This is a genomic window from Cupriavidus pauculus (assembly GCF_002858765.1).
GTDB classification, from domain to species: domain Bacteria; phylum Pseudomonadota; class Gammaproteobacteria; order Burkholderiales; family Burkholderiaceae; genus Cupriavidus; species Cupriavidus pauculus_B.
This window is the reverse complement of sequence record NZ_PJRP01000002.1, coordinates 319,258-342,700: the sequence shown is the minus strand read 5'-3', so window position 1 is coordinate 342,700 and position 23,443 is coordinate 319,258. Positions and strand designations below refer to the sequence as shown.

The 23,443-nt window shown below is 65.3% G+C and carries 22 protein-coding genes; 17 read left to right on the top strand and 5 right to left on the bottom strand.

Going from position 1 to position 23,443, the window contains the following annotated elements:
- Nucleotides 1-48 precede the first annotated feature (48 nt).
- The 7 genes from accB (at nt 49) to CYJ10_RS06370 (ending at nt 6,992) form a co-directional block, all read left to right on the top strand.
- Entirely contained in the window at nt 49-522 is a 474-nt protein-coding gene (gene accB, locus CYJ10_RS06400; protein WP_101680671.1) for an acetyl-CoA carboxylase biotin carboxyl carrier protein, read from the top strand.
- A gap of 115 nt (nt 523-637) precedes the next feature.
- Entirely contained in the window at nt 638-2,005 is a 1,368-nt protein-coding gene (accC, locus tag CYJ10_RS06395) for an acetyl-CoA carboxylase biotin carboxylase subunit (RefSeq protein ID WP_101680670.1), read from the top strand.
- A gap of 42 nt (nt 2,006-2,047) precedes the next feature.
- Nucleotides 2,048-2,959 carry a 50S ribosomal protein L11 methyltransferase gene (gene prmA / locus CYJ10_RS06390; protein ID WP_101680669.1) on the top strand — a complete coding sequence of 304 codons (912 nt, stop codon included), beginning with the start codon at nt 2,048-2,050 and terminating at the stop codon, nt 2,957-2,959.
- Nucleotides 2,960-2,968: 9 nt separating this feature from the next.
- Entirely contained in the window at nt 2,969-4,831 is a 1,863-nt protein-coding gene (locus CYJ10_RS06385; protein WP_101680668.1) for a DUF3426 domain-containing protein, read from the top strand.
- Between the two features lie 76 nt (nt 4,832-4,907).
- Nucleotides 4,908-5,408: a thiol peroxidase gene (gene tpx, locus CYJ10_RS06380; protein WP_101680667.1), complete on the top strand. Its 501-nt coding sequence runs from the start codon at nt 4,908-4,910 to the stop codon at nt 5,406-5,408.
- A 103-nt stretch (nt 5,409-5,511) separates the two neighbouring features.
- Nucleotides 5,512-6,459 carry a carbohydrate kinase family protein gene (locus tag CYJ10_RS06375; RefSeq protein WP_101680666.1) on the top strand — a complete coding sequence of 316 codons (948 nt, stop codon included), beginning with the start codon at nt 5,512-5,514 and terminating at the stop codon, nt 6,457-6,459.
- A gap of 65 nt (nt 6,460-6,524) precedes the next feature.
- Complete coding sequence (locus CYJ10_RS06370) at nt 6,525-6,992, top strand: outer membrane lipoprotein (protein ID WP_101680665.1); 468 nt, start codon at nt 6,525-6,527, stop codon at nt 6,990-6,992.
- Between the two features lie 228 nt (nt 6,993-7,220).
- Here CYJ10_RS06370 and CYJ10_RS06365 read toward each other — a convergent pair whose 3' ends face one another.
- Nucleotides 7,221-7,910 carry a histone H1-like DNA-binding protein gene (locus CYJ10_RS06365; RefSeq protein WP_101680664.1) on the bottom strand — a complete coding sequence of 230 codons (690 nt, stop codon included), beginning with the start codon at nt 7,908-7,910 and terminating at the stop codon, nt 7,221-7,223.
- 732 nt (nt 7,911-8,642) lie between these two features.
- Between CYJ10_RS06365 and CYJ10_RS34040 the strand changes: the two genes are divergently transcribed.
- The 5 genes from CYJ10_RS34040 (at nt 8,643) to CYJ10_RS06340 (ending at nt 14,922) form a co-directional block, all read left to right on the top strand.
- Nucleotides 8,643-8,798, top strand: a complete 156-nt coding sequence (locus CYJ10_RS34040) for a hypothetical protein (protein ID WP_180862851.1) — start codon at nt 8,643-8,645, stop codon at nt 8,796-8,798.
- Nucleotides 8,799-9,836: 1,038 nt separating this feature from the next.
- Nucleotides 9,837-10,310: a DUF2147 domain-containing protein gene (locus CYJ10_RS06355; RefSeq protein WP_101680663.1), complete on the top strand. Its 474-nt coding sequence runs from the start codon at nt 9,837-9,839 to the stop codon at nt 10,308-10,310.
- A gap of 190 nt (nt 10,311-10,500) precedes the next feature.
- Nucleotides 10,501-11,472, top strand: coding sequence for a Bug family tripartite tricarboxylate transporter substrate binding protein (locus tag CYJ10_RS06350; protein ID WP_101680662.1), 972 nt, complete (start codon nt 10,501-10,503; stop codon nt 11,470-11,472).
- A gap of 391 nt (nt 11,473-11,863) precedes the next feature.
- Nucleotides 11,864-14,149 (top strand): TonB-dependent receptor, encoded by a 2,286-nt coding sequence (locus CYJ10_RS06345; RefSeq protein ID WP_101680661.1) that lies wholly within the window; start codon nt 11,864-11,866, stop codon nt 14,147-14,149.
- Nucleotides 14,150-14,235: 86 nt separating this feature from the next.
- Nucleotides 14,236-14,922, top strand: a complete 687-nt coding sequence (locus CYJ10_RS06340; RefSeq protein ID WP_101680660.1) for a Fe2+-dependent dioxygenase — start codon at nt 14,236-14,238, stop codon at nt 14,920-14,922.
- Between the two features lie 34 nt (nt 14,923-14,956).
- Here CYJ10_RS06340 and CYJ10_RS06335 read toward each other — a convergent pair whose 3' ends face one another.
- Complete coding sequence (locus CYJ10_RS06335) at nt 14,957-15,847, bottom strand: LysR family transcriptional regulator (protein ID WP_101680659.1); 891 nt, start codon at nt 15,845-15,847, stop codon at nt 14,957-14,959.
- Between the two features lie 153 nt (nt 15,848-16,000).
- On the opposite strand from CYJ10_RS06335, the gene CYJ10_RS06330 reads away from it, so the two are divergent.
- Both CYJ10_RS06330 and CYJ10_RS06325 read left to right on the top strand, forming a co-directional pair.
- A complete protein-coding gene (locus tag CYJ10_RS06330; RefSeq protein ID WP_101680658.1) occupies nt 16,001-16,399 on the top strand; it encodes a tautomerase family protein in 399 nt (132 codons plus the stop codon).
- A 128-nt stretch (nt 16,400-16,527) separates the two neighbouring features.
- On the top strand, nt 16,528-17,361 hold the full coding sequence (locus CYJ10_RS06325) for an aldo/keto reductase (protein ID WP_101680657.1): 834 nt from the start codon (nt 16,528-16,530) through the stop codon (nt 17,359-17,361).
- A 49-nt stretch (nt 17,362-17,410) separates the two neighbouring features.
- On the opposite strand, the gene CYJ10_RS06320 is transcribed toward CYJ10_RS06325, so the two are convergent.
- Nucleotides 17,411-17,905 (bottom strand): hypothetical protein, encoded by a 495-nt coding sequence (locus CYJ10_RS06320; protein WP_257993119.1) that lies wholly within the window; start codon nt 17,903-17,905, stop codon nt 17,411-17,413.
- Nucleotides 17,906-18,117: 212 nt separating this feature from the next.
- Between CYJ10_RS06320 and CYJ10_RS06315 the strand changes: the two genes are divergently transcribed.
- Together CYJ10_RS06315 and CYJ10_RS06310 are read left to right on the top strand one after the other, a co-directional pair.
- A complete protein-coding gene (locus CYJ10_RS06315) occupies nt 18,118-18,717 on the top strand; it encodes a BPSL1445 family SYLF domain-containing lipoprotein (RefSeq protein ID WP_101680656.1) in 600 nt (199 codons plus the stop codon).
- Nucleotides 18,718-18,925: 208 nt separating this feature from the next.
- Nucleotides 18,926-19,861, top strand: a complete 936-nt coding sequence (locus tag CYJ10_RS06310; protein WP_101680655.1) for a recombination-associated protein RdgC — start codon at nt 18,926-18,928, stop codon at nt 19,859-19,861.
- A gap of 245 nt (nt 19,862-20,106) precedes the next feature.
- Here CYJ10_RS06310 and CYJ10_RS06305 read toward each other — a convergent pair whose 3' ends face one another.
- Nucleotides 20,107-20,880: a zinc-binding alcohol dehydrogenase family protein gene (locus tag CYJ10_RS06305; RefSeq protein ID WP_257993116.1), complete on the bottom strand. Its 774-nt coding sequence runs from the start codon at nt 20,878-20,880 to the stop codon at nt 20,107-20,109.
- Between the two features lie 169 nt (nt 20,881-21,049).
- Here CYJ10_RS06305 and CYJ10_RS06300 point away from each other — a divergent pair, with 169 nt between their 5' ends.
- The gene (locus CYJ10_RS06300; RefSeq protein ID WP_374703231.1) at nt 21,050-22,036 is read left to right on the top strand and encodes a tripartite tricarboxylate transporter substrate binding protein; all 987 of its coding nucleotides are present in this window, start codon (nt 21,050-21,052) and stop codon (nt 22,034-22,036) included.
- A 168-nt stretch (nt 22,037-22,204) separates the two neighbouring features.
- On the opposite strand, the gene CYJ10_RS06295 is transcribed toward CYJ10_RS06300, so the two are convergent.
- Complete coding sequence (locus CYJ10_RS06295; protein WP_101680654.1) at nt 22,205-23,395, bottom strand: ribonucleotide-diphosphate reductase subunit beta; 1,191 nt, start codon at nt 23,393-23,395, stop codon at nt 22,205-22,207.
- Nucleotides 23,396-23,443: the final 48 nt, after the last annotated feature.

The window sequence follows — 23,443 nt, the reverse complement described above, 5'->3', positions numbered from 1 at the left end:
CCCTTCACACGAAGGTGACCGGACAACCCGATTCTGGAGGATAAGAAGATGGACCTGCGCAAGCTGAAGACGCTGATCGACCTGGTGGCCGAATCCGGCATTTCGGAACTCGAAGTGACCGAGGGTGACGGCAAGGTTCGTATCGTCAAGCAACCGCCGCAGGTGCTGGCGCCGGTTGGCATGCCCCAGTTCCAGGCCCTACCGGCCGCTGCCGGCTTCCCCATGGCCGGCGCCCCCGTCGCCCCTGCTGCCGCCGCCGCCGCCGAAGCCGCCCCGCAACTGCCGGCCGGCCACGTGGTGACGTCGCCGATGGTCGGCACGTTCTACCGCGCGCCGTCGCCGGGTGCCGCACCGTTCATGAACGTGGGCGATACCGTCAAGGAAGGCCAGACCGTCTGCATCATCGAAGCCATGAAGCTGCTCAACGAGATCGAGTGCGACAAGGCTGGCGTGATCAAGGAAATCCTCGTCGAAAACGGCCAGGCCGTGGAATACGGCCAGCCGCTGTTCGTGATCGGCTAAGCCGTCAGCCGGCTGACGCGGCAGGCGGGCCCCCGAAAGGCCCCTGCCGCATGCGTTGGCCCGGTGCGCCACCCTGGCGTGCGCGGGCCCGCCCCTGTTCTCGCAGAGAGAGACCATGTTTGAAAAAATTCTGATCGCGAACCGCGGCGAAATCGCCCTTCGCATCCAGCGCGCCTGCCGCGAACTGGGCATCAAGACCGTGGTGGTGTACTCGGAAGCCGACAAGGAAGCCAAGTACGTCAAGCTGGCCGATGAAGCCGTCTGTATCGGCCCGGCCCCGTCGCCGCTGTCTTACCTGAACATGCCGGCCATCATTTCGGCTGCCGAAGTCACCGACGCCCAGGCGATCCACCCCGGCTACGGCTTCCTGTCGGAAAACGCCGACTTTGCCGAGCGTGTGGAAAAGTCCGGCTTCGTGTTCATCGGCCCGACTTCCGACAGCATCCGCCTGATGGGCGACAAGGTGTCGGCCAAGCAGGCCATGATCAAGTCCGGCGTGCCGTGCGTGCCGGGCTCGGAAGGCGCCCTGCCCGATGACCCGAAGGAAATCCTGGCCACCGCGCGTCGCGTGGGCTACCCCGTGATCATCAAGGCCGCTGGCGGCGGTGGTGGCCGCGGCATGCGCGTAGTGCATACCGAGGCCGCACTGATCAACGCCGTCAACATGACGCGCGAGGAAGCGGGCCGCGCCTTCGGCAATCCCGAGGTCTACATGGAGAAGTTCCTCGAGAACCCGCGCCATGTGGAAATCCAGATCCTGGCCGACCAGCACAAGCAGGCCATCTGGCTGGGCGAGCGCGACTGCTCGATGCAGCGCCGCCACCAGAAGGTGATCGAGGAAGCGCCGGCTCCGCACATTCCGCGCCGCCTGATCGAGCGCATCGGCGACCGCTGCGCCGACGCCTGCAAGAAGATCGGCTACCGTGGCGCCGGCACGTTTGAATTCCTGTACGAGAACAACGAGTTCTACTTCATCGAGATGAACACGCGCGTGCAGGTGGAGCACCCGGTCACCGAAATGATCACGGGCATCGACATCGTGCAGGAACAGATCCGCATCGCCTACGGCGAGAAGCTGCGCTACCGCCAGAAGGATGTGGAACTGCGCGGCCACGCACTGGAATGCCGTATCAACGCCGAGGACCCGTTCAAGTTCACGCCGTCGCCGGGCCGCATCACCGCCTGGCACATGCCCGGCGGCCCCGGTGTCCGCGTGGACTCGCACGCGTATGATGGCTACTTCGTGCCGCCCAACTACGACTCGATGATCGGCAAGATCATCACGTATGGCGCCACGCGTGATCAGGCCATCGCCCGCATGCGCATTGCGCTGTCGGAGATGGTGGTGGATGGCATCCTGACCAACGTGCCGCTGCACCGCGAACTGATGCTCGACGCCAACTTCGTGGAAGGCGGCACCAGCATCCATTATCTTGAACACCGCCTGGCCCAGAAGGCCAACGCCCAGGGCGAGAAACCCTGAAGCGGGGCCTGATCGGCCGGCTTTGCAGTCAAAAGGAAACCTGTGGCATTCCAGGAATGTGTGATCGAAATTGCGCAGGACCAGGCTGAAGCCTGGTCCGACGCATTGTTCGACCTCGGCGCGCTGTCGGTATCGGTGGAAGACGCCGACGCCGATACGCCCGACGAGCAACCGCTCTTTGGAGAGCCCGGGCTGGAGCCGACGCGGCTGGCGTGGAACCGCTCGCGCGTGGTGGCGCTCTTCGACGAAGAGACCGACCCCGCGCTGGTGGTGACCGCTGCCGCGAACGCGCTCAAGGTCGACCCCGTCCCGCAATTCGCGTTGCGCTCGGTGGAAGACCAGGACTGGGTGCGTCTGACCCAGTCGCAATTCGAGCCGATCCGCGTGGGCGAGAAGATCTGGGTCGTGCCGTCGTGGCACGACGCGCCGGAGCCCGACGCCGTGATCCTGGAACTCGATCCGGGCCTGGCCTTCGGCACCGGCAGCCACCCGACCACGCGCCTGTGCATGCAATGGCTGGAGCAGAACGTGCAGGCCGGCGAGACCGTGCTGGACTACGGCTGCGGCTCGGGCATTCTGGCCATCGTGGCGAAGAAGCTCGGCGCGGGCGAGACCATCGGCATCGACATCGATCCGAACGCCGTCGAGGCATCGCGCTACAACGCCGAGCGCAATCGCGTGGAGGCCAGCTTTGCGCTGCCGGAGTCGGTCTCCGAAGCCAGCTACGACCTGGTGGTGGCCAATATCCTTTCCAATCCGCTCAAGCTGATGGCCGCGATGCTTTCGGCACGCGTGCGTCCCGGCGGCCGGCTGGTGCTGTCCGGCGTGCTGGAACGGCAGGCCGATGAAGTGGCCGCCGCCTACGCGCCATGGCTGGCCATGTCGGTCTGGCGCAGCGAGGAAGGCTGGGTCTGCCTGCACGGCACGCGCCCGCTGACTGCCAACCGTTCCTGATTCGTCACCATGGCCGCTGCCAAGCTCGTCACGCGCTGCCCGGCCTGCCGCACCGCGTTCCGGCTTGTTGCGGACCAGCTGCGGTTGCGTCAGGGCCTGGTCCGCTGCGGACAATGCGACACCGTCTTTGATGCGCGCGAACACCTGATCGAAGTACCCGCCCCGGCGGCGACATCGGCTACGGCGACTGCGCCGGCCGTGACGATGGCCGCCGCGCTGGCCCATGCGGAGCAGACGCAGGCAACCACCCGGGCGCGCGAAGACGACACCCCGTTCCACCCGGGCTTTGATCCGGGCTACGAAGTGCCCGCGCTCGATTCGCCGACGACGATGATGTCGGAGCCGTCGCCCGATGAAGCGGCGCCGGCACAAGACACGACTGCCGCGGCGACCGCTGCAAATATTGCCGGCGACGATCGCACGGAAGCGGCGGTCGAACCCGCCGTGCATGCCGAGGCGGCGGAGACGGTTGCCGGCGCCGGCGCCGCCAGCACGGAAATCGCTGTCGAACCCGACGCCGCACGCGCCATCTCGCCTGACACCACCGAAACCACTGCCTTCGGGACGCACGCGCCGGAAGCGGACGAGGAGCCAGTATCCGAAGCCCTGACACCCGCGCCGTCCGCCACCGCACCGAAAGCGGCAGCGGAGACGCCGCTGACCGAACCGCCTGCGCCGTGGCCGATGCTGAATCATTCCGCATTCGACGACGAGCCGGTGCCAGCGCAGCCGCCGGTGCCTGCACCGCACTCATCGCTGGACCCCGCCGCTGCATTTGCACCACCTAACCCGTCGGGCATGCCGCCGTACGGCGCGTACAGCGCCAGGGCCACGTGGCCGCCACTGCGCCCCGCCGATGCGCCGTCGACCCGGCCCATGCCGGAAGCTGCCGCAGCTGTCCCGGATGTCCCCGATGTACCCGAGACGGCGGAAACCGGGCTGTCGCAGGCGTCCGAAGCCACCCCGGATGATGCGCGTGCGGAGGTTGCGGACGCGGTATCTGCCGACGAACTGCCTGACCTGTCGTCTGGCACGTCCATCAACGAATTGCCCACGCCCGAACCGTTTCCGCAAGCGGATCCGGTGCCCAGCGCCAGCGGCTTCCTGCGCGTCGCGGATCCGGCCGATCCCGAGGCGGATGCCTGGGCCGCCCAAGCCAAGGACGTCATCGAACACGATCTCGGCGTCACGTTGCGCGATGGCACACCCGACGCCGTAGCGCGCGAAACCACCACGCGCCATTGGCTGAACCAGCATGGCGCTTCCGCCACGTCGGCATCCACGACATCCGCGTCGCCCGCGAGCGGCCCCGTCTTCGCGCCCGACTTCCTACGTCATACGCGCGAGCGCGAGCAGGCGCGCGCGCCCAGCGCCAAGGTATCGGTGCCGGGCGGCCGGCGTACCTGGCTGCGCGCTGCGGCCGTGGTACTCGGGCTGGGCATTCTCGTGCAGGGTGTCTATCTGACCCGCAGCCAGATTGCGGGCAGCATGCCGGTGCTGCGTCCGGTACTTGAGGCGGCCTGCGCACCGTTTGGCTGCGAGGTACCGCCGTGGCGCGACCTGGATGCCCTGCGCATCGACAGCTCGCAACTGCAGAAGCAGGATGAGGCAAGCGACGTGTATCTGCTGGCCGTCGCCCTGCGAAACCAGGGCCGCGCCACCACGGCGCTGCCGGCGATCGAGCTCGTGATGACCGATCTGCAGGACCAGCTGCTGTTGCGCCGTGTGCTGCTGCCGGGCGAGTACCTGGAGCCCGCCCAGCGCGGCTTTGCCGCCACGGGCCTGCGCGCGGGCAGCGAGTTGCCGGTTCGGGTACGATTCCGGACGCAGCAGGCGGCAGCCAATTACCGCGTGCTGATTTTCTACCCCTGAATTCCATCGCCCCCCCTCGCCACGCCGGCCGGCAATGCACCAGGCCGGCGGGCCGTACTTTCTGACAGGAGCAACCATGAGCAATGTGACCCTTGGCGGCAACGCCATCGAAGTTGGCGGCAAGTTTCCCCAGGCTGGCGACAAGGCCCCGGCCTTCTCGCTGGTCGGCAAGGACCTGAAGGACGTGACGCTGGCTGACTTCGCAGGCAAGCGCAAAGTGCTGAACATCGTCCCGAGCCTGGACACGCCCGTCTGCCAGGCGTCGGCACGCAAGTTCAACGAGGCCGCCAGCAGCCTGGCCAACACCGTGGTGCTGACCATCTCGGCCGACCTGCCGTTCGCCATGGGCCGCTTCTGCACCGCCGAAGGCCTGAGCAACGTGGTGACGCTGTCGACGATGCGCGGCGCTGACTTCAAGAACGCCTACGGCGTCGATATCAAGAGTGGCCCGCTGGCCGGCGTGTGCGCGCGTGCCGTGGTGGTGGTCGACGAAAGCGACGCCGTGAAGTACAGCGAGCTGGTGCCCGAAATCAAGCAGGAACCGAATTACGACGCTGCTCTGGCTGCACTGAAATAATCTGTGCGGTAGAACACAGTTGCGCAAGCGCTCCCGCCCGTCATGCACGGGCGGAATTATTTAACGTATCTGTTGCGGCCCGTCGGGGCCATTTGGAGAAGAGATGTCCAGCCTGATCTGCGGTTCCGTCGCCTACGACACCATCATGACGTTCGACGGGCGGTTCCGTGAACACATTCTTCCGGACCAGATCCACATGCTGAACGTTTCGTTTCTGGTTCCGGGCATGCGGCGCGAGTTCGGCGGCTGCGCCGGCAACATCGGCTACACGCTCAAGATGCTGGGCGGCGATCCGATCGTGATGGCCACCGTGGGCCAGGATGCCGACCCGTACCTGCAGTACCTGCGCGACCTGGGCATCAGCACCGACCATATCCGTACGCTGCCCGACACGTTCACGGCGCAGGCCATGATCACGACCGACCTGGACAACAACCAGATCACCGCATTTCACCCCGGTGCGATGGGCCAGTCGCAGGTCAACACCGTGCAGGACGCGCTGGGCGCCGGCAAGCGTCCGGCACTGGGCATCGTGGCGCCGGACAGCCGTGAAGGCATGTTGCACCACGCACAACAGTTCGCCGAGGCAGGCATTCCGTTCATCTTCGATCTGGGCCAGGCCATGCCGCTGTTCAACGGCGAGGACCTGCGCGCGTTCATTGAACTCGCCAGCTACGTGACGGTCAATGACTACGAAGCTCAGGTCATGCTGTCCCGCACCGCCTGGACCAGCGCCGAAGTGGCCGCCAAGGTGCGCGCGTTCATCGTGACGCACGGCGAACGTGGCGCCAGCATCTTTGCCGATGGCCAGCAATACGCCATCCCGGCCGTGCAGGCCGAACGCGTGGTTGACCCCACCGGTTGTGGCGACGCCTTCCGCGGCGGCCTGCTCTACGGTATCGAGCAAGGCATGGACTGGGAAACCACCGGCCGCCTCGCATCGCTGATGGGTGCGCTCAAGATTGCCCAACAGGGCCCCCAGAATCACTGGATTTCGCGTGAGGAGATCGGCAGCCGCTTCGCGGCGGCGTTCGGTTACCAATACGCCTAAGATGAAACGGTAAACCGCGCACACCGGGCGACGACGAAGGGCGCGACACTCAGACGGGAGTTGCGATGAATCAGATCCTACGAATCGGCGGTGTCGTGGTGCTGGCCACCGCGGCGCTGGTCGGCGGGTGTGCCAACTACTCGAATTCCGGCAGTGTCTACGCACCCGGCCAGGCGCAGCGGGAACAGACGGTGCGCTATGGCGTGGTCCAGGGTGTGCGCGAAGTCATGATCCAGGGCGGCTCCACGGGCGCCGGCACGCTGGCCGGCGGTGCGATCGGCGGCGTCGCGGCGGGCAGCACCATCGGCAGCGGCGGCGGATCCGTGGCAGCCGGCCTGCTGGGCGCGGTGCTTGGCGGCATTGTCGGCAGCGCTGCCGAGAATCGCATCACGCAGCGCCGCGGCCTGGAAATCACGGTGCAGCTCGAAGATGGCGACATGCGGGCGATCACCCAGGAAGCCGACGAGGTATTCCGTCCCGGCGACCGCGTGCGCCTGCTGTCTTCGGGAGGCGTGACACGCGTCTCGCACTAAGATCATTACACGCCTGTCAGAAAGAAACGCCGCGTGCCCTTGGGCCGCGGCGTTTTTCATTTGGCGCGGCCAACACGGCCAATAAAAAACCCGCCGGGCACGAAGGCCATCGGCGGGTTGGCAAGACTCGCTGTCTTGCGGACCGGATACGGCGTATCCGGTCAGTGTGGCACGCAATGCGTGCCCAGGCGTTTCCCGGTAGTGATCGCTCGCACGAAGGCGAGGCAATTACGGACGGTTGCCCGTCGGGAACGGCCAGGCCGCTGCCGGGTTCAGCGCGGTCTTGGCGGGTGCAGCAGCAGCAGGTGCAACGGCCGGAGCAGCAGCGGGCTTGGCAGCCTTCTTCGCAGCCGGCTTCTTGGCGACAGCCTTCTTCGCAGCAGGCTTGGCGGCCGGCTTCGCAGCAGGCTTTGCAGCGGCCTTCTTGGCAGCAGGCTTCGCAGCGGCCTTCTTGGCAGCCGGCTTTGCGGCAGCCTTCTTGGCAGCAGGCTTCGCAGCAGCCTTCTTGGCAGCAGCAGCCTTCTTGGCCGGTGCAGCCTTCTTGGCAGCAACCTTCTTCACTGCAGCCTTCTTGGCCGGTGCTGCCTTCTTGGCGGCGACCTTCTTGGTTGCAACCTTCTTGGCGGCAACCTTCTTCACTGCGGCCTTCTTGGCCGGTGCTGCCTTCTTGGCGGCGACCTTCTTGGTTGCGACCTTCTTGGCGGCAACCTTCTTCACTGCGGCCTTCTTGGCGGCCGGAGCAGCCTTCTTGGCGGCGACCTTCTTGGCGGCTACCTTCTTCGTAGCAACCTTCTTCACAGCAGCCTTCTTGGCGGCCGGTGCAGCCTTCTTGGCGGCGACCTTCTTCACAGCGGCCTTCTTGGCGGCCGGCTTGGCAGCCTTCTTGGCGGCCGGCTTTTTCTTTGCAGCAGTTGCCATGGATAACTCCTTCACTAGCGTGAAATATCGAATGACCTAAATGGACGACCCGACCGATCCGAGGCGCATGGATGCATGCCCCAACCGAGCGAGCGATTCATCGGCGCACGACAGCTTGAACCGCACGCTAATGAATTCGGTGGCAGGGATACCGCCGCGACTCGTGTCGCGCAGCGCGGTGTCTTCACGGCAGCGCAAAATCCGCGCGCTGGCTGCAAAGCCAGCGTACAGGCGGATTTCCCGGGCATGCCGTGCCCTGGAATATTCGATTGGCCCGCGCCGACCATCGTGTCGGCGCGCAACCTGAATAGAGGAGATATCGGTCAGCAGGCCTGCAGCACGGGCTTGGCCTCGCGCACTGCAGACGGTAATTCTACGGGGGTAGCTTGCCCATCCCGTTACTGGGCTACAGGAGACTGCACGCGTTGTAAGAAGCCTGATCGGCCCGGTCTGCGTCAAAGTTCTGGTGCTCCTCGGCTACCCGCATTCACTGCGACGAAGCATCGCGTCATCGTTGCTTCTTGCTTACCTTCTTGCGACGCTCGCTTCGTCAAACACATCGATGCAATGAAGTGAGACTCTTGTCAAGGCGAATCATAATTCGTTTGTTCGATGATGTTAAGAAAAAAGTGCAAAAAAACTTGCGCGCAAGAACGAATCGATCTAATTCACGCGCGCACTCCGATCACGACACCATCGATACGCTCTCTCATCATGACGCGCACACACCGAATGAAGTTCCATCACGCGTGTGTTTCGGTGGTCGAAGAACACCTCGCGAAGGTACCGCGCAACGTGTGTTCGATCCCTGCGCGCACTTCGTCGCACGGCATGCGCGGCACGCCCATCCATGACTTCGCGACGCCGCTTCGCATCGTCCAGCGCTGACTGGAAACCCGCATGAATATTGGCTTTCCGACGCACGCGCAAGCATACGCCCGCGCGTCTGCGGGCAGCATCGCGCAACGCGATGGTGGGTGTCGACGATCACGCTTCGGTGCGATTGCGCGACGCGCGCGATCACTGCGACAAGCGGATCGCGCGACGGTCGTGCGGATGCACACGCTGGTCTCGCGTGCGTCGATCGGACAGTTGCGCGAGCACGACGAAAGAGTGATGCGCCTACGCAACGGTTTCTCTGTTCGACGTGTGTCGACACCCGCGTTTTGACATCAGTCGCGCGGTCGATGATGTGTCGGCGCACGTACGAACTGGTGGTCACGGCATCGCGCTCGTCCGGCATCGCGCCGTGTCGGTCGCTCGACCGGTCGCCACGACGGCCACCGTCACCGTCGTTGCACGCGCCATCGACTCAGCCTGCCAGGCATCCATCCTTCGCGCTGCGATTCGATCCGCCCTCCGCGCTGCGATTCGCTCTGCGATGCGGTTGGCGGTCGCCATCATCGGCTGCCATCGGCGCCGCGTTGGCGCCGGCAACCCGCTGTCATGTCAACCATCGGCCAGGCGCGATCATTGATCCGTTGCCGCATGTCGGCATTGGGGTTCCTACCGATGCCGTCGCGTGCCTGTGTGGCGCGATTGCGCCAACGTCCGACCGGCTAGAGGAATGTCTCGGGTACGCTTCCTGCGCGGTGCTTGTTGCAGGACAAAATCCGCGCTGGGCGCCGCCCGGCGGGCGATGACAGGCAGTGGTGCGGTACGCTCTGGTGCGTACGCAAACCGATGCTGGAGATTGCGGCGAACGGCCGGCGCCAGTAGATTGGCGTCGCGCGATGGCGATGCCAGCCAACACGAACGCGGTTCATTGCGAACCGCCGTTACCGTCCGGACCTGGCATCGACATCCTGCACGTCGTGTACGGCTTGCGTGTCAGTCTTGCAGGCTGGCCGCAGCCCTTGCCGACCGGCAAACCCCCGCGCCGCGATCTGGTGAATCCGCCATCGCGACATTGAACTGGAGATCTTCATGCGCATGACCGACCCTCGCGCCCTGCTTCGCAATACCGCCCGTGCCGCCGCGTTCGCCGCCGCACTTGCCACCAGTGCATTTGCCATGGCGCAAGCCACCCCGTCGGGCACTTGGCACACGATCGACGACGCCACCGGCAAGCCGCGCGGCGTGATCGAGATTGCCGAGAAGGACGGCGTGTACAGCGGCAAGCTCGTGAAGAGCCTAGTGCCTGCCGAGGGCCCGCCCAAGGTGTGCGACAAATGCACCGACGCGCGCAAGGACCAGCCCATCATCGGCATGACGCTGCTCACCGGATTGCGCAAGACCGGCGACAACGAGTGGACCGGCGGCGAGATCCTGGACCCCGAGACCGGCAAGCTTTACAAGTGCAAGATGTCGATGGCCGACGAGGGCAAGAAGCTCAACGTGCGCGGCTTCATCGGCATCAGCCTGATTGGCCGGACGCAGACGTGGGTGCGCCAGCAGTGACGTCCTGATGCCATCATGGGCTGCCTCTTTCCCCGGGCGGGAGAGAGGCACCATGGATCGCCGCAAACGGCGAGCCAGACAGAGAGCGAAAGAGAGCAAAAAGGACGCCACCCACACGTTCAGCAAACTGACAGCTTCCTTCGGTAAGATCGAACCCCCGATCCTCTACAACAACTACCGGAGACGAAGCATGCATTTCTCCCCGCGCGGCCGCACGCTGGCCCTGGCGCTCGCCGCCACCTCGCTGATGGCCACCACGGCCCACGCCGCCGATGCCTGGCCCAACCACGTGATCAAGTTCGTCGTACCGTTCACCGCCGGTGGCGCCAATGACCTCGTCGCGCGCGCCGGTGCCGAAGCCGTCAGCAAGCGGATTGGCCAGCCCGTGGTGATCGAGAACCGCCCGGGTGCCGGCGGCATCGTCGGTGCCGACTACGTGGCCAAGAGCAAGCCGGATGGCTACACGTTCCTGGTGGGTGCCGTGGGCACCGTCACCAACAGCCTGATCCGCACGAAGATGCCCTACCAGCCCGACGACCTGGTGCCTGTGGGGCTAATCGCGGTCAGCCCGTCGGTGATCGTGGCATCGCCGTCGCTGCCGGTGAACAACGTGAAGGAGCTGGTCGAGTATTCCAAGAAGCAGGGTGGCGTGCCATTTGCCACCGCCGGCAGCGGCAGCACGCCGCATTTCGTCGAAGAAATGCTTAAGGAAAAAGGCGCGCAGCTGACCGTGGTGCCCTACAAGAGCGGCTCGGAGAGCATCACCGCCGTGATCGGCAACCAGGTGGCCGCCACGTCCGAGGCATCGATCGTGGTGCTGCCGCAGATCAAGGCCGGCAAGCTCAAGGCGCTGGGTGCGACGTGGGACAAGCACATGCCCGCCGCACCGAACATCCCCACCACCGCCGAGCAGGGCCTGCCTGAAGTCCGCATCGGCCATTGGGCCGGCATCTTCGCGCCGAAGGGCACCGATCCCGCGATCATCAAGAAGCTCAATGCGGAACTGACGGCCGGCATGCAGAACGCCGAAATTCGCGAGCGCCTGATCCAGAACGGTATCGAGCCGGCGGGTGGTTCGGTGGAGAGCTTCGTGGCCTTCATCAAATCGGAGCGCGAGCGTCTTGGCCGTATCGCCAAGAACGCCAACATGACAGCGGATTGATGCTGGGGCGGTGCGAAATGGCCGCGCCGGTGGCAACGCCAATGGCCGGCCAGCGCCCTGCCCAAAACTATTTTGGATGAGATCACCCGTCCGGGTGGTCATATGTCTGCAAGCGGCCCGCGACATGCGGGCCGCTTGCATGGTGTCCGAACCTTGTCAGATTCGACATATCGCGCATGCAATGTGCGCAACACTGCCCTGTATGGCGCAGGGGGCGGCCAGTGATGTTTGAACTTTCAGACAACTGACCTTGCCGCAGCGTGTCTGTGAGCGCCACGCAACGCGATTGCAACGAGAATAGTTCCTATTTATATTCCCGATCGCCCGAACATTAGCCCCGGTGGTGAAGCCGGTAAAGGGCCCGGCAGTACGGGGCGCACTGGAACTGACAATGCTCCGTCGCACCCCTGTGGCCACCGCGCTGGTGGCCCTCTTTGCCGCACCCGCCGCCTTCGCGCAGCAAGCCGTCCAGCCCGCGCAGCAGGTGCCCGCCGCGCCCGCTGCCACCGCCGCCCCCAACGCCGCGCCTGCGACGCCCGCCAAGGCTGAATCCGCGCCGCAGACGCTGCGCGAAGTGACTGTCCAGGGCGCCGCATCGCGTGACGATTTCAACCCTGCGGGCAGCCAGTTGTCGAAGCTGCCGGCTGACCTGCGCGACGTGCCGCAATCGGTCACGATCGTGAACCGGGCGCTGATGGAATCGCAGGGGGCGAGTTCGCTGGCCGATGCGCTGCGCAACGTGCCCGGCATCACCATCGGCGGCGCCGAGGGCGGCCAGATCGGCAACAACATCAACCTGAACGGCTTCTCCGCGCGCACCGACATCTACCTGGACGGCTTCCGCGACCGCGGCCAGTACTACCGCGACACCTTCGCGCTGGACCAGGTCGAAGTACTGATGGGTCCGTCATCGATGCTGTTCGGGCGTGGCTCCACGGGCGGCGTGATCAACCAGGTCACCAAGAAGCCCAAGCTGCAGGCCGCCACCGAAGTCACCGGATCGGTCACCACCAATGGCCTGGTGCGCGCCACGGCGGACGTGAACACGCCCACCGGCGACACCTCGGCCTTCCGCATCTCGGCAATGGCCCAGGACGGCAAGCCGAGCACGCGCGACGAAATGACCGTGCAGGATTTCGGCATCGCGCCGTCGTGGCGTTTTGGCATCGGAACTTCGACGGAGATCACCCTGTCGGCGTTGCTCCAGCACAACGAGGACATGCCCGACTACGGCCTGCCCGCGATCAATGGCCACCCCGTCAAGGTCGACCGCAATACGTTCTACGGTTTCAACAACGACCGCACGCGCCAGAACATCGTGTCGCTTAACGGCGCCATCGATCACAAGTTCTCGCCCAACCTGCGCCTGCGCAACGTCACCGCGTTCAACTATGTGGAAACCGACGCGCGCGAGACCGCGCCGAACGCCGTGGGATCGATCAACGCAGCGGGCGCCTTTACCGCGCTGACGACCACCAACCTGCCGCTGTCTCAGCTGTACGTGCGCCAGCAGAGCCATGACCGCAACATCCGCGACTACTCGATCTTCAACCAGACCGAGCTGACCGCGAAGTTCGATACGGGCCCGGTCAAGCACACGCTGCTGACCGGCCTGGAGCTGGGCCACGACGGCTACAACAACCAGAACTACTACCGCAACGGCAGTTGCGGCAGCACGGCGCTGAACCCGACAACGGGTACGTCCGGCTTCGTGGCCTGCACGCCGGTCATCGACCCGCCGTACCAGGACTCGCCGGGCAGCGTGGCCACCCGCACCGGCAACCTGCAGGGCGGCTCGGCGAACACCGTGGCCGTCTACGCCAACGACTCGATCGAGTTCTCGAAGCAATGGAAAGCGGTGGCCGGCCTGCGCTACGACAAGTACATCGCCAGCATCAGCAACTCGATCAATTCCGGCAACACGACCGGCAACACCGCGTTGGCCAACGCGAACCAGGACGTTCACTTCACCAGCGTGCGCCTGGGCGGCATCTGGCAGCCGACCGAAGCGCAGTCGTACTACATTTCCTACGGCACGTCGTTCAATCCGTCGCTGGAACAGCTGGTCGGCACGGTGGGCCAGCAGTCGCTGGACCCCGAGAAGAACAAGGCCTACGAGGCTGGCGGCAAGTGGGATCTGATGAGCGGAAATCTGTCGGTGACGTCGGCCATCTTCCGCATCACCAAGGACAACGCGCGCAGCCAGATCGACGCCACCACTTATGCGCTCACCGGCAAGATCCAGGTGGACGGCTTCCGCGCCGGCGTAACCGGCCGCATCACGCCGAAGTGGCAGGTGTTCGCGGGCTATACCTACCTGGACGCCGAGATCAAGAGCGGCATCGCCGCCGGCACGCAGGGCATGGTGCCGACCAACACGCCCAAGCACACGGCCACGGCATGGACCAGCTATTCCATCCTGCCAAGCTGGGAAGTGGGCGGCGGGGCGTTCTACATGTCACAGCGCTATGCCAACAATACCAATACGGTGCAGGTTGGCGGCTTTGTGCGCTGGGACGGCATGATCGCCTACCACCAGCCCAAGTACGATGTGCGCCTGAATCTGTTCAACATCTTCGACAAGAAGTATTACGATGCGCTGATCCAGTCGGACGGCGGCCGGTCGGTGCCGGGCACGGGCCGTACCGCGATGCTGTCGTTCACCTATCGCATGTAAGCGCCGCCGGGGCCGCACGCCGCGCCTGGCTGTCTTGCCACGGCCGGCTCCGGATGACACCGGGCGGCCCCAACCGGATTTCTCCGATGCTGGTTCGTATTCCGAAGGTTCTCAACGCCGAGCAGGTGGCCGTGGTGCTGGCCCAGCTGGAGCATGCCGGCGACGCGTGGGTGGATGGCCGCGTGTCGGCCGGCTATTCCGGCGCGCCGGTCAAGTTCAACCAGCAGATCGACGAACGGTCGGAAGTGGCGGCGCAGTGTCAGCACCTGATCCTGTCCGCGCTGGAGCGTCACCCGCTCTTTATTAGTGCGGTGCTGCCGAACATCGTTTATCCGCCAATGTTCAACCGATACAGCGAGGGCATGACGTTCGGCGCCCATGTCGATGGCGGCGTGCGCATCCATCCGCACAACGGACGCAAGCTGCGCACCGATGTGTCGGCCACGCTGTTCCTGTCCGACCCCGCCAGCTACGACGGCGGCGAGTTGCAGGTGGAAGACACTTACGGCGTGCACGGGGTCAAGCTGGCCGCCGGCGACATGGTGATCTACCCCGCCACCAGCCTGCACCAGGTGACACCGATCACGCGCGGCACGCGGGTGGCCAGTTTCTTCTGGATCCAGAGCCTGATTCGCGACGACGGCCAGCGCGCGCTGCTATTCGACATGGACAACGCGATCCAGACGCTCAACCAGACCAACGCCGACGAGCGCGCGCGCCGCAGCCTAATCGGCTGCTATCACAACCTCCTGCGGCAGTGGAGCGAGACCTGAGCACGGGCAACCTGACCTGGCACGACCTGGCCGTTCAGCCAAATTGCTCCGCCAGCGCCTTCCGGGCCTGGCCGGTGAATTCACTCTCGCCCCGGCGCGCTCCTAATAGATAGAACTCCGCCGCGGGCAGCGCGGGCAGCTTCCAGCCGGCCACGCCCGCCGCATCGAGCGGCGTCACGCCGGGCCCGATGGCCGATGCGTTGAGGCACGACACGCCCAGCCCCGCCGCCAGCGCCAGATGCAGCCCCGCCACGCCCGAGGCCGAGTGCGCAATCTCGAATTCGCGCCGGCGCCGCATCAGCAACTGCACGACGAACTGGTGCATCGAACAGGTATCGGGCAGCAGCACCAGCGGCAGCGTGACCTGGGGCGCCTCGGAAATCTCCGGCGCGGCCACCCATGCCAGGGCCTCGCGCCGCAGCACCGTGCCGCCGCGCGTGGCGCCCGAGGTCTTGTCCGCGCCGCGTGCGCCGATCAGCCGCATGCTCAGCCCGATATCGAACGCATCCATCTCGGCCGCCGCCTCGATGGCGGCACTCTTCATGACCGTGACGTGCAGTTTCAGGTAGGGATAGCGGTCACGCAGCCTCCGCAGCATGCCGGCAATCTCGCCCGGGCGGAAATAGTCCGTCACCGCCAGCCGCAACTCGCCATCGAGCGTCTGGCCGCGCAGTTCCGCCAGCGCCTGTTCGTTCAGCGACAGGATGCGCCGGGCATAGTCCAGCAGCCGGGCACCGGCCGGCGTCACGGCCGCCCCCTTCTTGCCGCGTGTCAGTAGCGGCACGCCGGCCCGCTCTTCCAGCTTGCGCAGCTGCTCGCTGACCGACGATTGCGACAGGAACAGCCTGGGCGCGGCGGCCGACAGGCTGCCGCTCTCGGCAACGGCCACAAAGGTCCGGAGCTGGTCCGTTTCAAATCCACGCATGCTTTTAAAGTTTCGGCTAATCCGATAGATGACATCGTATATTCCCGCTTTTCCGATTTCAAGGTAGCCCCTACGATGACATCACCGCAGCACGCAACCACGCAAACATGCAAGCGCGCCGCAACGTGAAGTCCAACCCGAAAGGAGCCAGTCATGCCCCACGTATCCCTGCAGATTTCCGGTCATCCCGATACCGAACTGACGCGCCGCGCAGTGGCCGTGGTGGGCGAACTCACCCAGCGTGTGCTGGGCAAGGAAGCCCCGGTCATTGCCACGACCGTGACGTTTATCCCGCGCGAGCAGTGGTTCATTGGTGGCAAGCCGCTGTCCGAGCACGACAAGGGGCGCAACGCCTTCCAGCTCGATATCAGCGTGACCGACGAGACCAACACCAAGGCCGAGAAGGCCGAGTACCTGCGCCAGTCGTACGCTGCGCTGGCAGCGCTGATCGGTGACGTCAACGAGGTGTCCTATATCTATGTGATCGATGCACGCGCGGCCGCCTATGGCTATGGCGGCAAGACGCAGGAATTCCGGCACCAGCACCGCTGATCCCTGGCGAGCCCGCGCGGCGCCGATTGCTGCAGCCAGGTAAAAAGTGCCGTGCGGGCGGCGTGCTTGTGCCGCGTGACGATGTTCTCTAGTGTGGAGGGCTAGTTTCCCGATACCGGAGGCATCGCATGAAGCAAGTCACGCTGCCCGGCGGCGAGCGCGTTCCCGCGCTGGGCATGGGCACCTGGAATATCGGCGACCACCGCGCCACGCGCGCCGAGGAAATCGCCACACTGCAAATGGGCCTGGACATGGGCCTGAGGCTGATCGATACCGCCGAGATGTATGGCGAAGGCCTGTCGGAGTCGCTGGTCGGAGAAGCACTGGCCGGCCGCCGCGACGACGCCTTTCTGGTCAGCAAGGTCTATCCGCACAACGCCAGCCGCAGGGGCGCCGTGGCTGCCTGCGAGCGCAGCTTGCGCCGACTGGGCACCGACCATCTGGACCTGTATCTGCTGCACTGGCGGGGCGACGTGCCGTTCGAGGACACGATCGAGGCATTCCAGGCGCTGCAGGCGGCCGGCAAGATCCGCCATTTCGGCGTCAGCAACCTCGACCTGTCTGATATGGAGGAATTCTGGGACACCCCAGGCGGCGACGCCGTGGCGGTAAATCAGCTGCTCTACAACCTGAGCCGGCGCGGCATCGAGTTCGACCTGCTGCCATGGTTGCGCGAACGCAACGTGCCAGTCCTGGCCTATTCGCCAATCGAGCAGGCCCGGCTGCTACGCAACGCCGGCCTGAAGGGCTTTGCGGCGCAGCATGGGATGACCCCGGCGCAGGCCGCACTGGCCTGGCTGCTCGCATCGGACGACATCATTGCGATTCCCAAGACCGGTCAGCGCGACCGCCTGCGCGAGAACCTTGGCGCGCTGGACATCACGCTGACGCCGGAACAGCTGGCCGAACTGGACACGCTGTTCCCGCCGCCGCGTCACGCGCAGCCGCTGGCGATGCTGTAACGCGGAAGCGTGACAGCGAAGGAGGAGGGGGTAAGAGGCGGAACCGCGCTCAGCGCTGACCCGCCTTGTAGCGCTCCACTTCAACGTAGCGCGTCAGGTAGGTACGGGCCTTCTCGCGGGTATCCGTGGTCACGCGCTCGGCGGCCTGGCGGGCGCTGGTCTGGCCGTGCGCACTGCTCATCTGCGCCGACAGGTACGACTGGAAGGCGTCGTGCATGACCTTCAGCTGGCCCTTGCACAAATCGATCGCCCCGGCCGCCACCTCCTTCGAGGTGCCCTTGCCCTTGGCGCCATCGCTGGCCTTGTCCTGCACGCAATCCATATATTTGGCGCGCTCGGCCTGCCAGCCGGAGTTCATCTGCGCCGATTCCTCTTTGGCTTCGGCAGTCTCCACTGCAGGCTGGGATGCACAGGCCGCCAGCAGCAGCGCCGCCAGGGGCGTGGCGAGTGCGGCGGCGCGCAGCCAACCACGTGGACGCTGCACTGCAGCATGGGAAATCGACGACTGGGAATCGGCCTTGCGGGTGGAAATCAGGTGGGACATGGGAAAGGGGGCATTTGGCTGATGCATGCTCGACAGACCGGTATGTTATCGGTCGAGTTCCGGGACAAGTTCCCCCGATTTGCAAGAAAGTATGACCAAGTCATGTCAGAGGCCCCTGTCCTCCGTGTCAGACAAAATCGCATTTGCGGATGTGCCTTGCGCGCCTATGCTTTAGAGGCGGTTGCAACACATGAACCCTCCTGGAGGAAATAATGAAACGTCGAACCTTCCTGTCCGCCAGCAGCGCTGGGCTTGTCGGCCTTACCGGCCTGTCCGTGGGCGCCCTGTCGCTTACAGGATGCAGCTTTACCGGCCCCAAGGACTCGGGCGACGCGGCGTCCAAACGCCGTGAGATCGACACGGGCGCCACCGATACGCTGAACCGGCTCTATTCCACCGCCAACGGCGCGCGGGATCTCGGCGCCAAGGCCAAGGGCATCCTGATCTTCCCGAAACTGCTGTCGGCAGGCTTTATCGTCGGCGGCGAGTACGGCGACGGCGTGCTGCGCTCCGGCGGTGCGGACCGGGGCTACTACCGGGCCATTTCGGGATCGGTCGGCTGGCAGATCGGCGCACAGTCCAAGGCGTTCATCCTGATGTTCATGACGCAGGACGCCTACGACAAGTTTGTGCGCAGCAGCGGCTGGCAGGTTGGCGCGGACGCCACGGTGGCACTGGCCACGATCGGCGCCAACGGCCAGATCGACACCAATACCGCCCAGCAGCCGATCATCGGCTTTGCCATGACCAACGCGGGCCTGATGGCCGGCCTGAGCCTGGAAGGCACCAAGATCTCGAAGCTGGATATCTGACAGGCGGGTCCGGGCCAACCGGGATGGCAGGGCCGGCGCACGGCCCTCGCGTATCCGGCACCCACCCGGCACCTACCACATGGCGCCCATGTTGCGGGACTCTTGCATTCCGTAACATGGGCGCCGTTTTTCTTCGTTTCAGGCCCGCGTCGAGCCGTTAGAATTCGTCCCTTGCCAATTTTCCAACCGTACGCGAGGCCGAATTCTCATGTGGTTCAAGAATCTCCAGATTCATCGTTTCTCCGCCCCGTGGACGCTGAGTGTCGAAGATGTGGAGGCCTGCCTGGCCAAACACGCGTTCTATCCGGGCACCAGCCTTGAAATGCAGACCCAGGGCTGGGCGTCGCCGCGCGACAACGACCAGCTCGTGCATTGCGTCAACAAGCAGATGCTGCTGGTGCTGCGCACCGAGAAGAAGCTGCTGCCCGCCACCGTGGTCAACCAGGTGACCAAGGCCCGTGCCGCCGAAATCGAAGAGCAGCAAGGCTTCAAGCCGGGCCGCAAGCAGTTGAAGGAACTGAAGGAACAGGTCACCGAGGAACTGCTGCCGCGCGCCTTCAGCATCCGCCGCGACACGCGCGTGTGGATCGACCCCGTCAATGGCTGGCTGGCCATCGACGCGGCTGGCACGGCCAAGGCCGACGAAGTGCGCGGCATGCTGTTCAAGGCCATCGACCCGCTGCCGGTGGTGGGCCTGCAGGTCAATCTCTCGCCGGTCGCGGCCATGACCGAGTGGCTGGCTACCGACACCGCGCCAGCCGGCTTCACGGTCGACCAGGAAATCGAACTGCAATCGAGCAGCGAGACCAAGGCGACCGTGCGCTACGTGCGCCATCCGCTCGATCCCGAGGACCTGCGTCGCCATATCGAAGCCGGCAAGCGCTGCACGCGGCTGGCCATGACCTGGAACGACCGCGTGTCGTTCGTGCTGACCGATGCACTCGCGGTCAAGCGCGTCAATCCGCTCGACGTGATCAAGGAACAGGCCGACGGCACGCTCCACGACGAAAACGAACGCTTTGATGCCGATTTCGCGCTGATGGCCGGCGAACTGGCGGGCCTGCTGACCGATCTGACCGACGCGCTCGGCGGCGAGCGCAAGACCGAAGGTGCAATGCCGGCGGACCAACGCAAGGCCGCCTGATCCCACCCTGCTGCCCCGGCGCGCCCGGCCCTCTCGGGCGGGGCGCCAGGCGGTAGCTCAATCGAGCGTCAGCACCACACGCGGCCCGGGTTCGCCCGCCAGCCGCCAGGCGGCCGCCACCTCGCTCATCGGCAATGGCTGTGGCGCATCGATCGACAGGTAACCGGCGCGCATGCAGCACAGCACGTCCTCCACCAGAACCCGCAGATCTTCAGCGGAAGGATGATTGGCGGGACCGCAGCCTATCAGCATCGCACGTGAATCGCGCAAGCCGTGGGCGCCAGCATCATGCTGGCCGCCCGGCGGTCGGCGACGGACACCACCCGCGTACCGTGGTCGGCCAGCAAGGCCGGCGTGCCTCCCGCCTGGACAAGGGCGGACATCAGCAATTCCAGCGTCTCGCCCCAGACAAAATCGAGCACCACGTCGATGCCATCGGCGGCATGGGTGGCAAACGCATGCTGCATCAGGCTTGGCGCCTGGCCGAGGTCGATCAGCGCATCGGCCTCCGGCATCGTCGGCAGGTCGATCCGATGCGCCGCCACGATGATGCGCCCGGCACCCTGAAGCCTGGCCGCCTGCACCGCAAGCCAGCCAGCCAGCCCCGACGCGCCCAAGATCAGCACCGTCTCGCCGGGGGGCAGGTCCGCGCCCATCGCCAGCGGCAGCCATGCCGCCAGCGCCGGCCCGACCAATGCGGCGGCGGCAGAATCCACCTCGTCGGGCACCGGCACCACCCATTCGGCCGGCACGAACTCGGCCATCGCCCCGAATGGGCTGCGGCCCGCGCGAATGTACACGCGCTGCCCGTCGGCCAGGTAGCCAACGCCATCGCGCCCGCAGATATAAGCCAGTTCCAGCGGCATGCACGCGTGGTGCCCGCGTGCGATGGCTAGGTCCGCCAGCCGGATCACCGCGGCGCACATCCGCACCAGGATTTCCCCGGGACGCGGTTCTGGGTCGTGGAACGGGATATGGCGCGGGACTTCGCCCAGCTGCTGCACTACAACGGCTCGCATCGTGTCGTTCTCTTTGGTTGGGATCCGCGAACGATCGTATGCGGCCATTTGCGTGGCGTCTTTGAGGCGACTCTGAAAGCGAAGCACGCGTAGAATCTGGTCAAAAGAGCAAAAAAGACGCCACGGACAAAGACGTCATCGCCATTCCAACCCGTTGAGGAGATCCCCCTTGAAGTCGTTGCGCCCCCTTGCCGGCCCCGCGCTCGCCGCCCGTACGCTGGCCGCCCTGCTGCTGGCCGCCGCCGGCACCGCCCACGCCGCCTGGCCCGACCGGCCCATCAAGCTCATCGTGCCGTTTCCGCCCGGACAAGCCACCGACATCTTCGCCCGCGCCCTGGCCGAAAAGCTCGGCAAGCAGCTTGGCCAGTCGGTGATCGTTGAGAACCGCGCAGGCGCCGGCGGCAACATCGGCATGGAAGTGGCCGCCAAGGCCCCGGCCGACGGCTACACAATCGTCATGGCCGGCAGCGCCATGGCGATCAACCAGACGCTGTACAAGAAGCTCAACTACGACCCGCGCCAGGACTTTGCGCCGGTGTCGGGCGTGTTTTCGGTGCCGCTGGTGTTCCTGGCCACGCCGCAATCGGGCTTCACGTCGCTGCGCGACCTGATCGCCAAGGCCAAGGCCGCGCCGGGCAAGTACAGCTATGCCAGCGCGGGTATCGGCGGCACGCAGCACCTGTCGGCCGAGATGCTCAAGGCGCAGACCGGCACCTTCATCGTCCATATCCCGTACAAGGGCAGCGGCCCGGCCCAGGCCGACTTCCTGGGCAACCAGATTCCGCTGATGGTGGACTCGGTCACCGCCGCCATGCCGTTGATCCAGACCAACAAGGCGCTGCCGCTGGCCGTGACCACGGCCAGGCGCGTGCCGCAACTGCCATCGGTGCCAACCGTGCGCGAACAGGGCGTGCCGGGCTTCGAGGCGCTAGGCTGGGCCGTGATGATGGCCCCGGCTGCCACCCCGCCGACCATCGTCACCCAGCTCAATGCGGAGACGGTGAAGGCCCTGCAATCGCCCGAACTGCACAAGTTCATCACCGACCGCGGCTCGGAGCCGATGCCGATGACGCCGGCCGAAACCGGCAAGTTCGTCGACAGCGAGATCAAGAAGTGGTCGACGGTGGTGAAGCGGTCGGGGGCGACGGCGGATTGAGCGATCAATGACCGGGCACCCGCCCGGTTTCTGTCCCACCGGCGCGTTCCCTGCCGCAAAAGAAAAACGGCCACCGGGCTCTCACCCGATGGCCGTTCCTCACCCGTCCCGGCTGCGTGGACTGTTCAATACATGTAGTTACCGCTTTGCAGCCGACCCTTCAATCGGTCAGTCCCACGACAGCGCGCCGCCGGTCTGGTACTCGATCACGCGCGTTTCAAAGAAGTTGCGTTCCTTCTTCAGGTCGATCATCTCGCTCATCCACGGGAACGGGTTTTCCTCGTTCGGGAACAGCTGCTCGAGGCCGATCTGCTGGCAGCGGCGGTTGCAGATGTAGCGCAGGTAGCCCTTGAACATCGGAGCGTTCAGGCCCAGCACACCGCGCGGCATGGTGTCCTCGGCGTAGCGGTATTCCAGGTCCACGGCCTTCTTGAACAGCTCGGTGATCTCGGCCTTGAACTCGGGCGTCCACAGGTGCGGGTTCTCGAGCTTGATCTGGTTGATCAGGTCGATGCCGAAGTTGCAGTGCAGCGACTCGTCGCGCAGGATGTACTGGTACTGCTCGGCGGCACCGGTCATCTTGTTCTGACGGCCCATGGCCAGGATCTGCGTGAAGCCCACGTAGAAGAACAAGCCTTCCATGATGCAGGCGAAGACGATCAGGCTCTTCAGCAGCTTCTGGTCGTTCTCCGGCGTGCCGGTCTTGAACGACGGATCGGTCAGCGTGTCGATGAACGGGATCAGGAACTCGTCCTTGTCGCGGATCGACTGCACTTCGTGATACGCGTTGAAGATCTCGGCTTCGTTCAGGCCCAGCGACTCCACGATGTACTGGTACGCGTGCGTGTGGATGGCCTCCTCGAAGGCCTGGCGCAGCAGGTACTGGCGGCATTCCGGCGCCGTGATCTGGCGGTAGGTGCCCAGCACGATGTTGTTGGCGGCCAGCGAGTCGGCCGTCACGAAAAAGCCCAGGTTGCGCTTGATGATGCGTCGCTCGTCCTCGGTCAGACCGTTCGGGTCCTTCCACAGGGCGATGTCGCGCGACATGTTGATTTCCTGCGGCATCCAGTGGTTGGCGCAGCCGGCCAGGTACTTTTCCCACGCCCACTTGTACTTGAACGGCACCAGCTGGTTCACGTCGGTGGCGCCGTTGATCACGCGCTTGTCGGCGGCGTTCACGCGGCGCGAGCTCTGGACGGCGGCGGCGTTCGGGTTGTTGCCAAGGATGCCCGACGACGCCGTGGCGGCCGGCGGCAGTACGCCTTGCTGGTCGAGCGTGGCGGACGGCGCGGCGGGTTGCAGGGCAGGCTGCGGGGCAGCTTGCGGCGTGGCTTGAACGTCGTCGTCCCAGCTCAGCATGTTGTGTTCTCCAAGATTCGGTTACGGGGGCGGCTTTGGCGTGGCGCC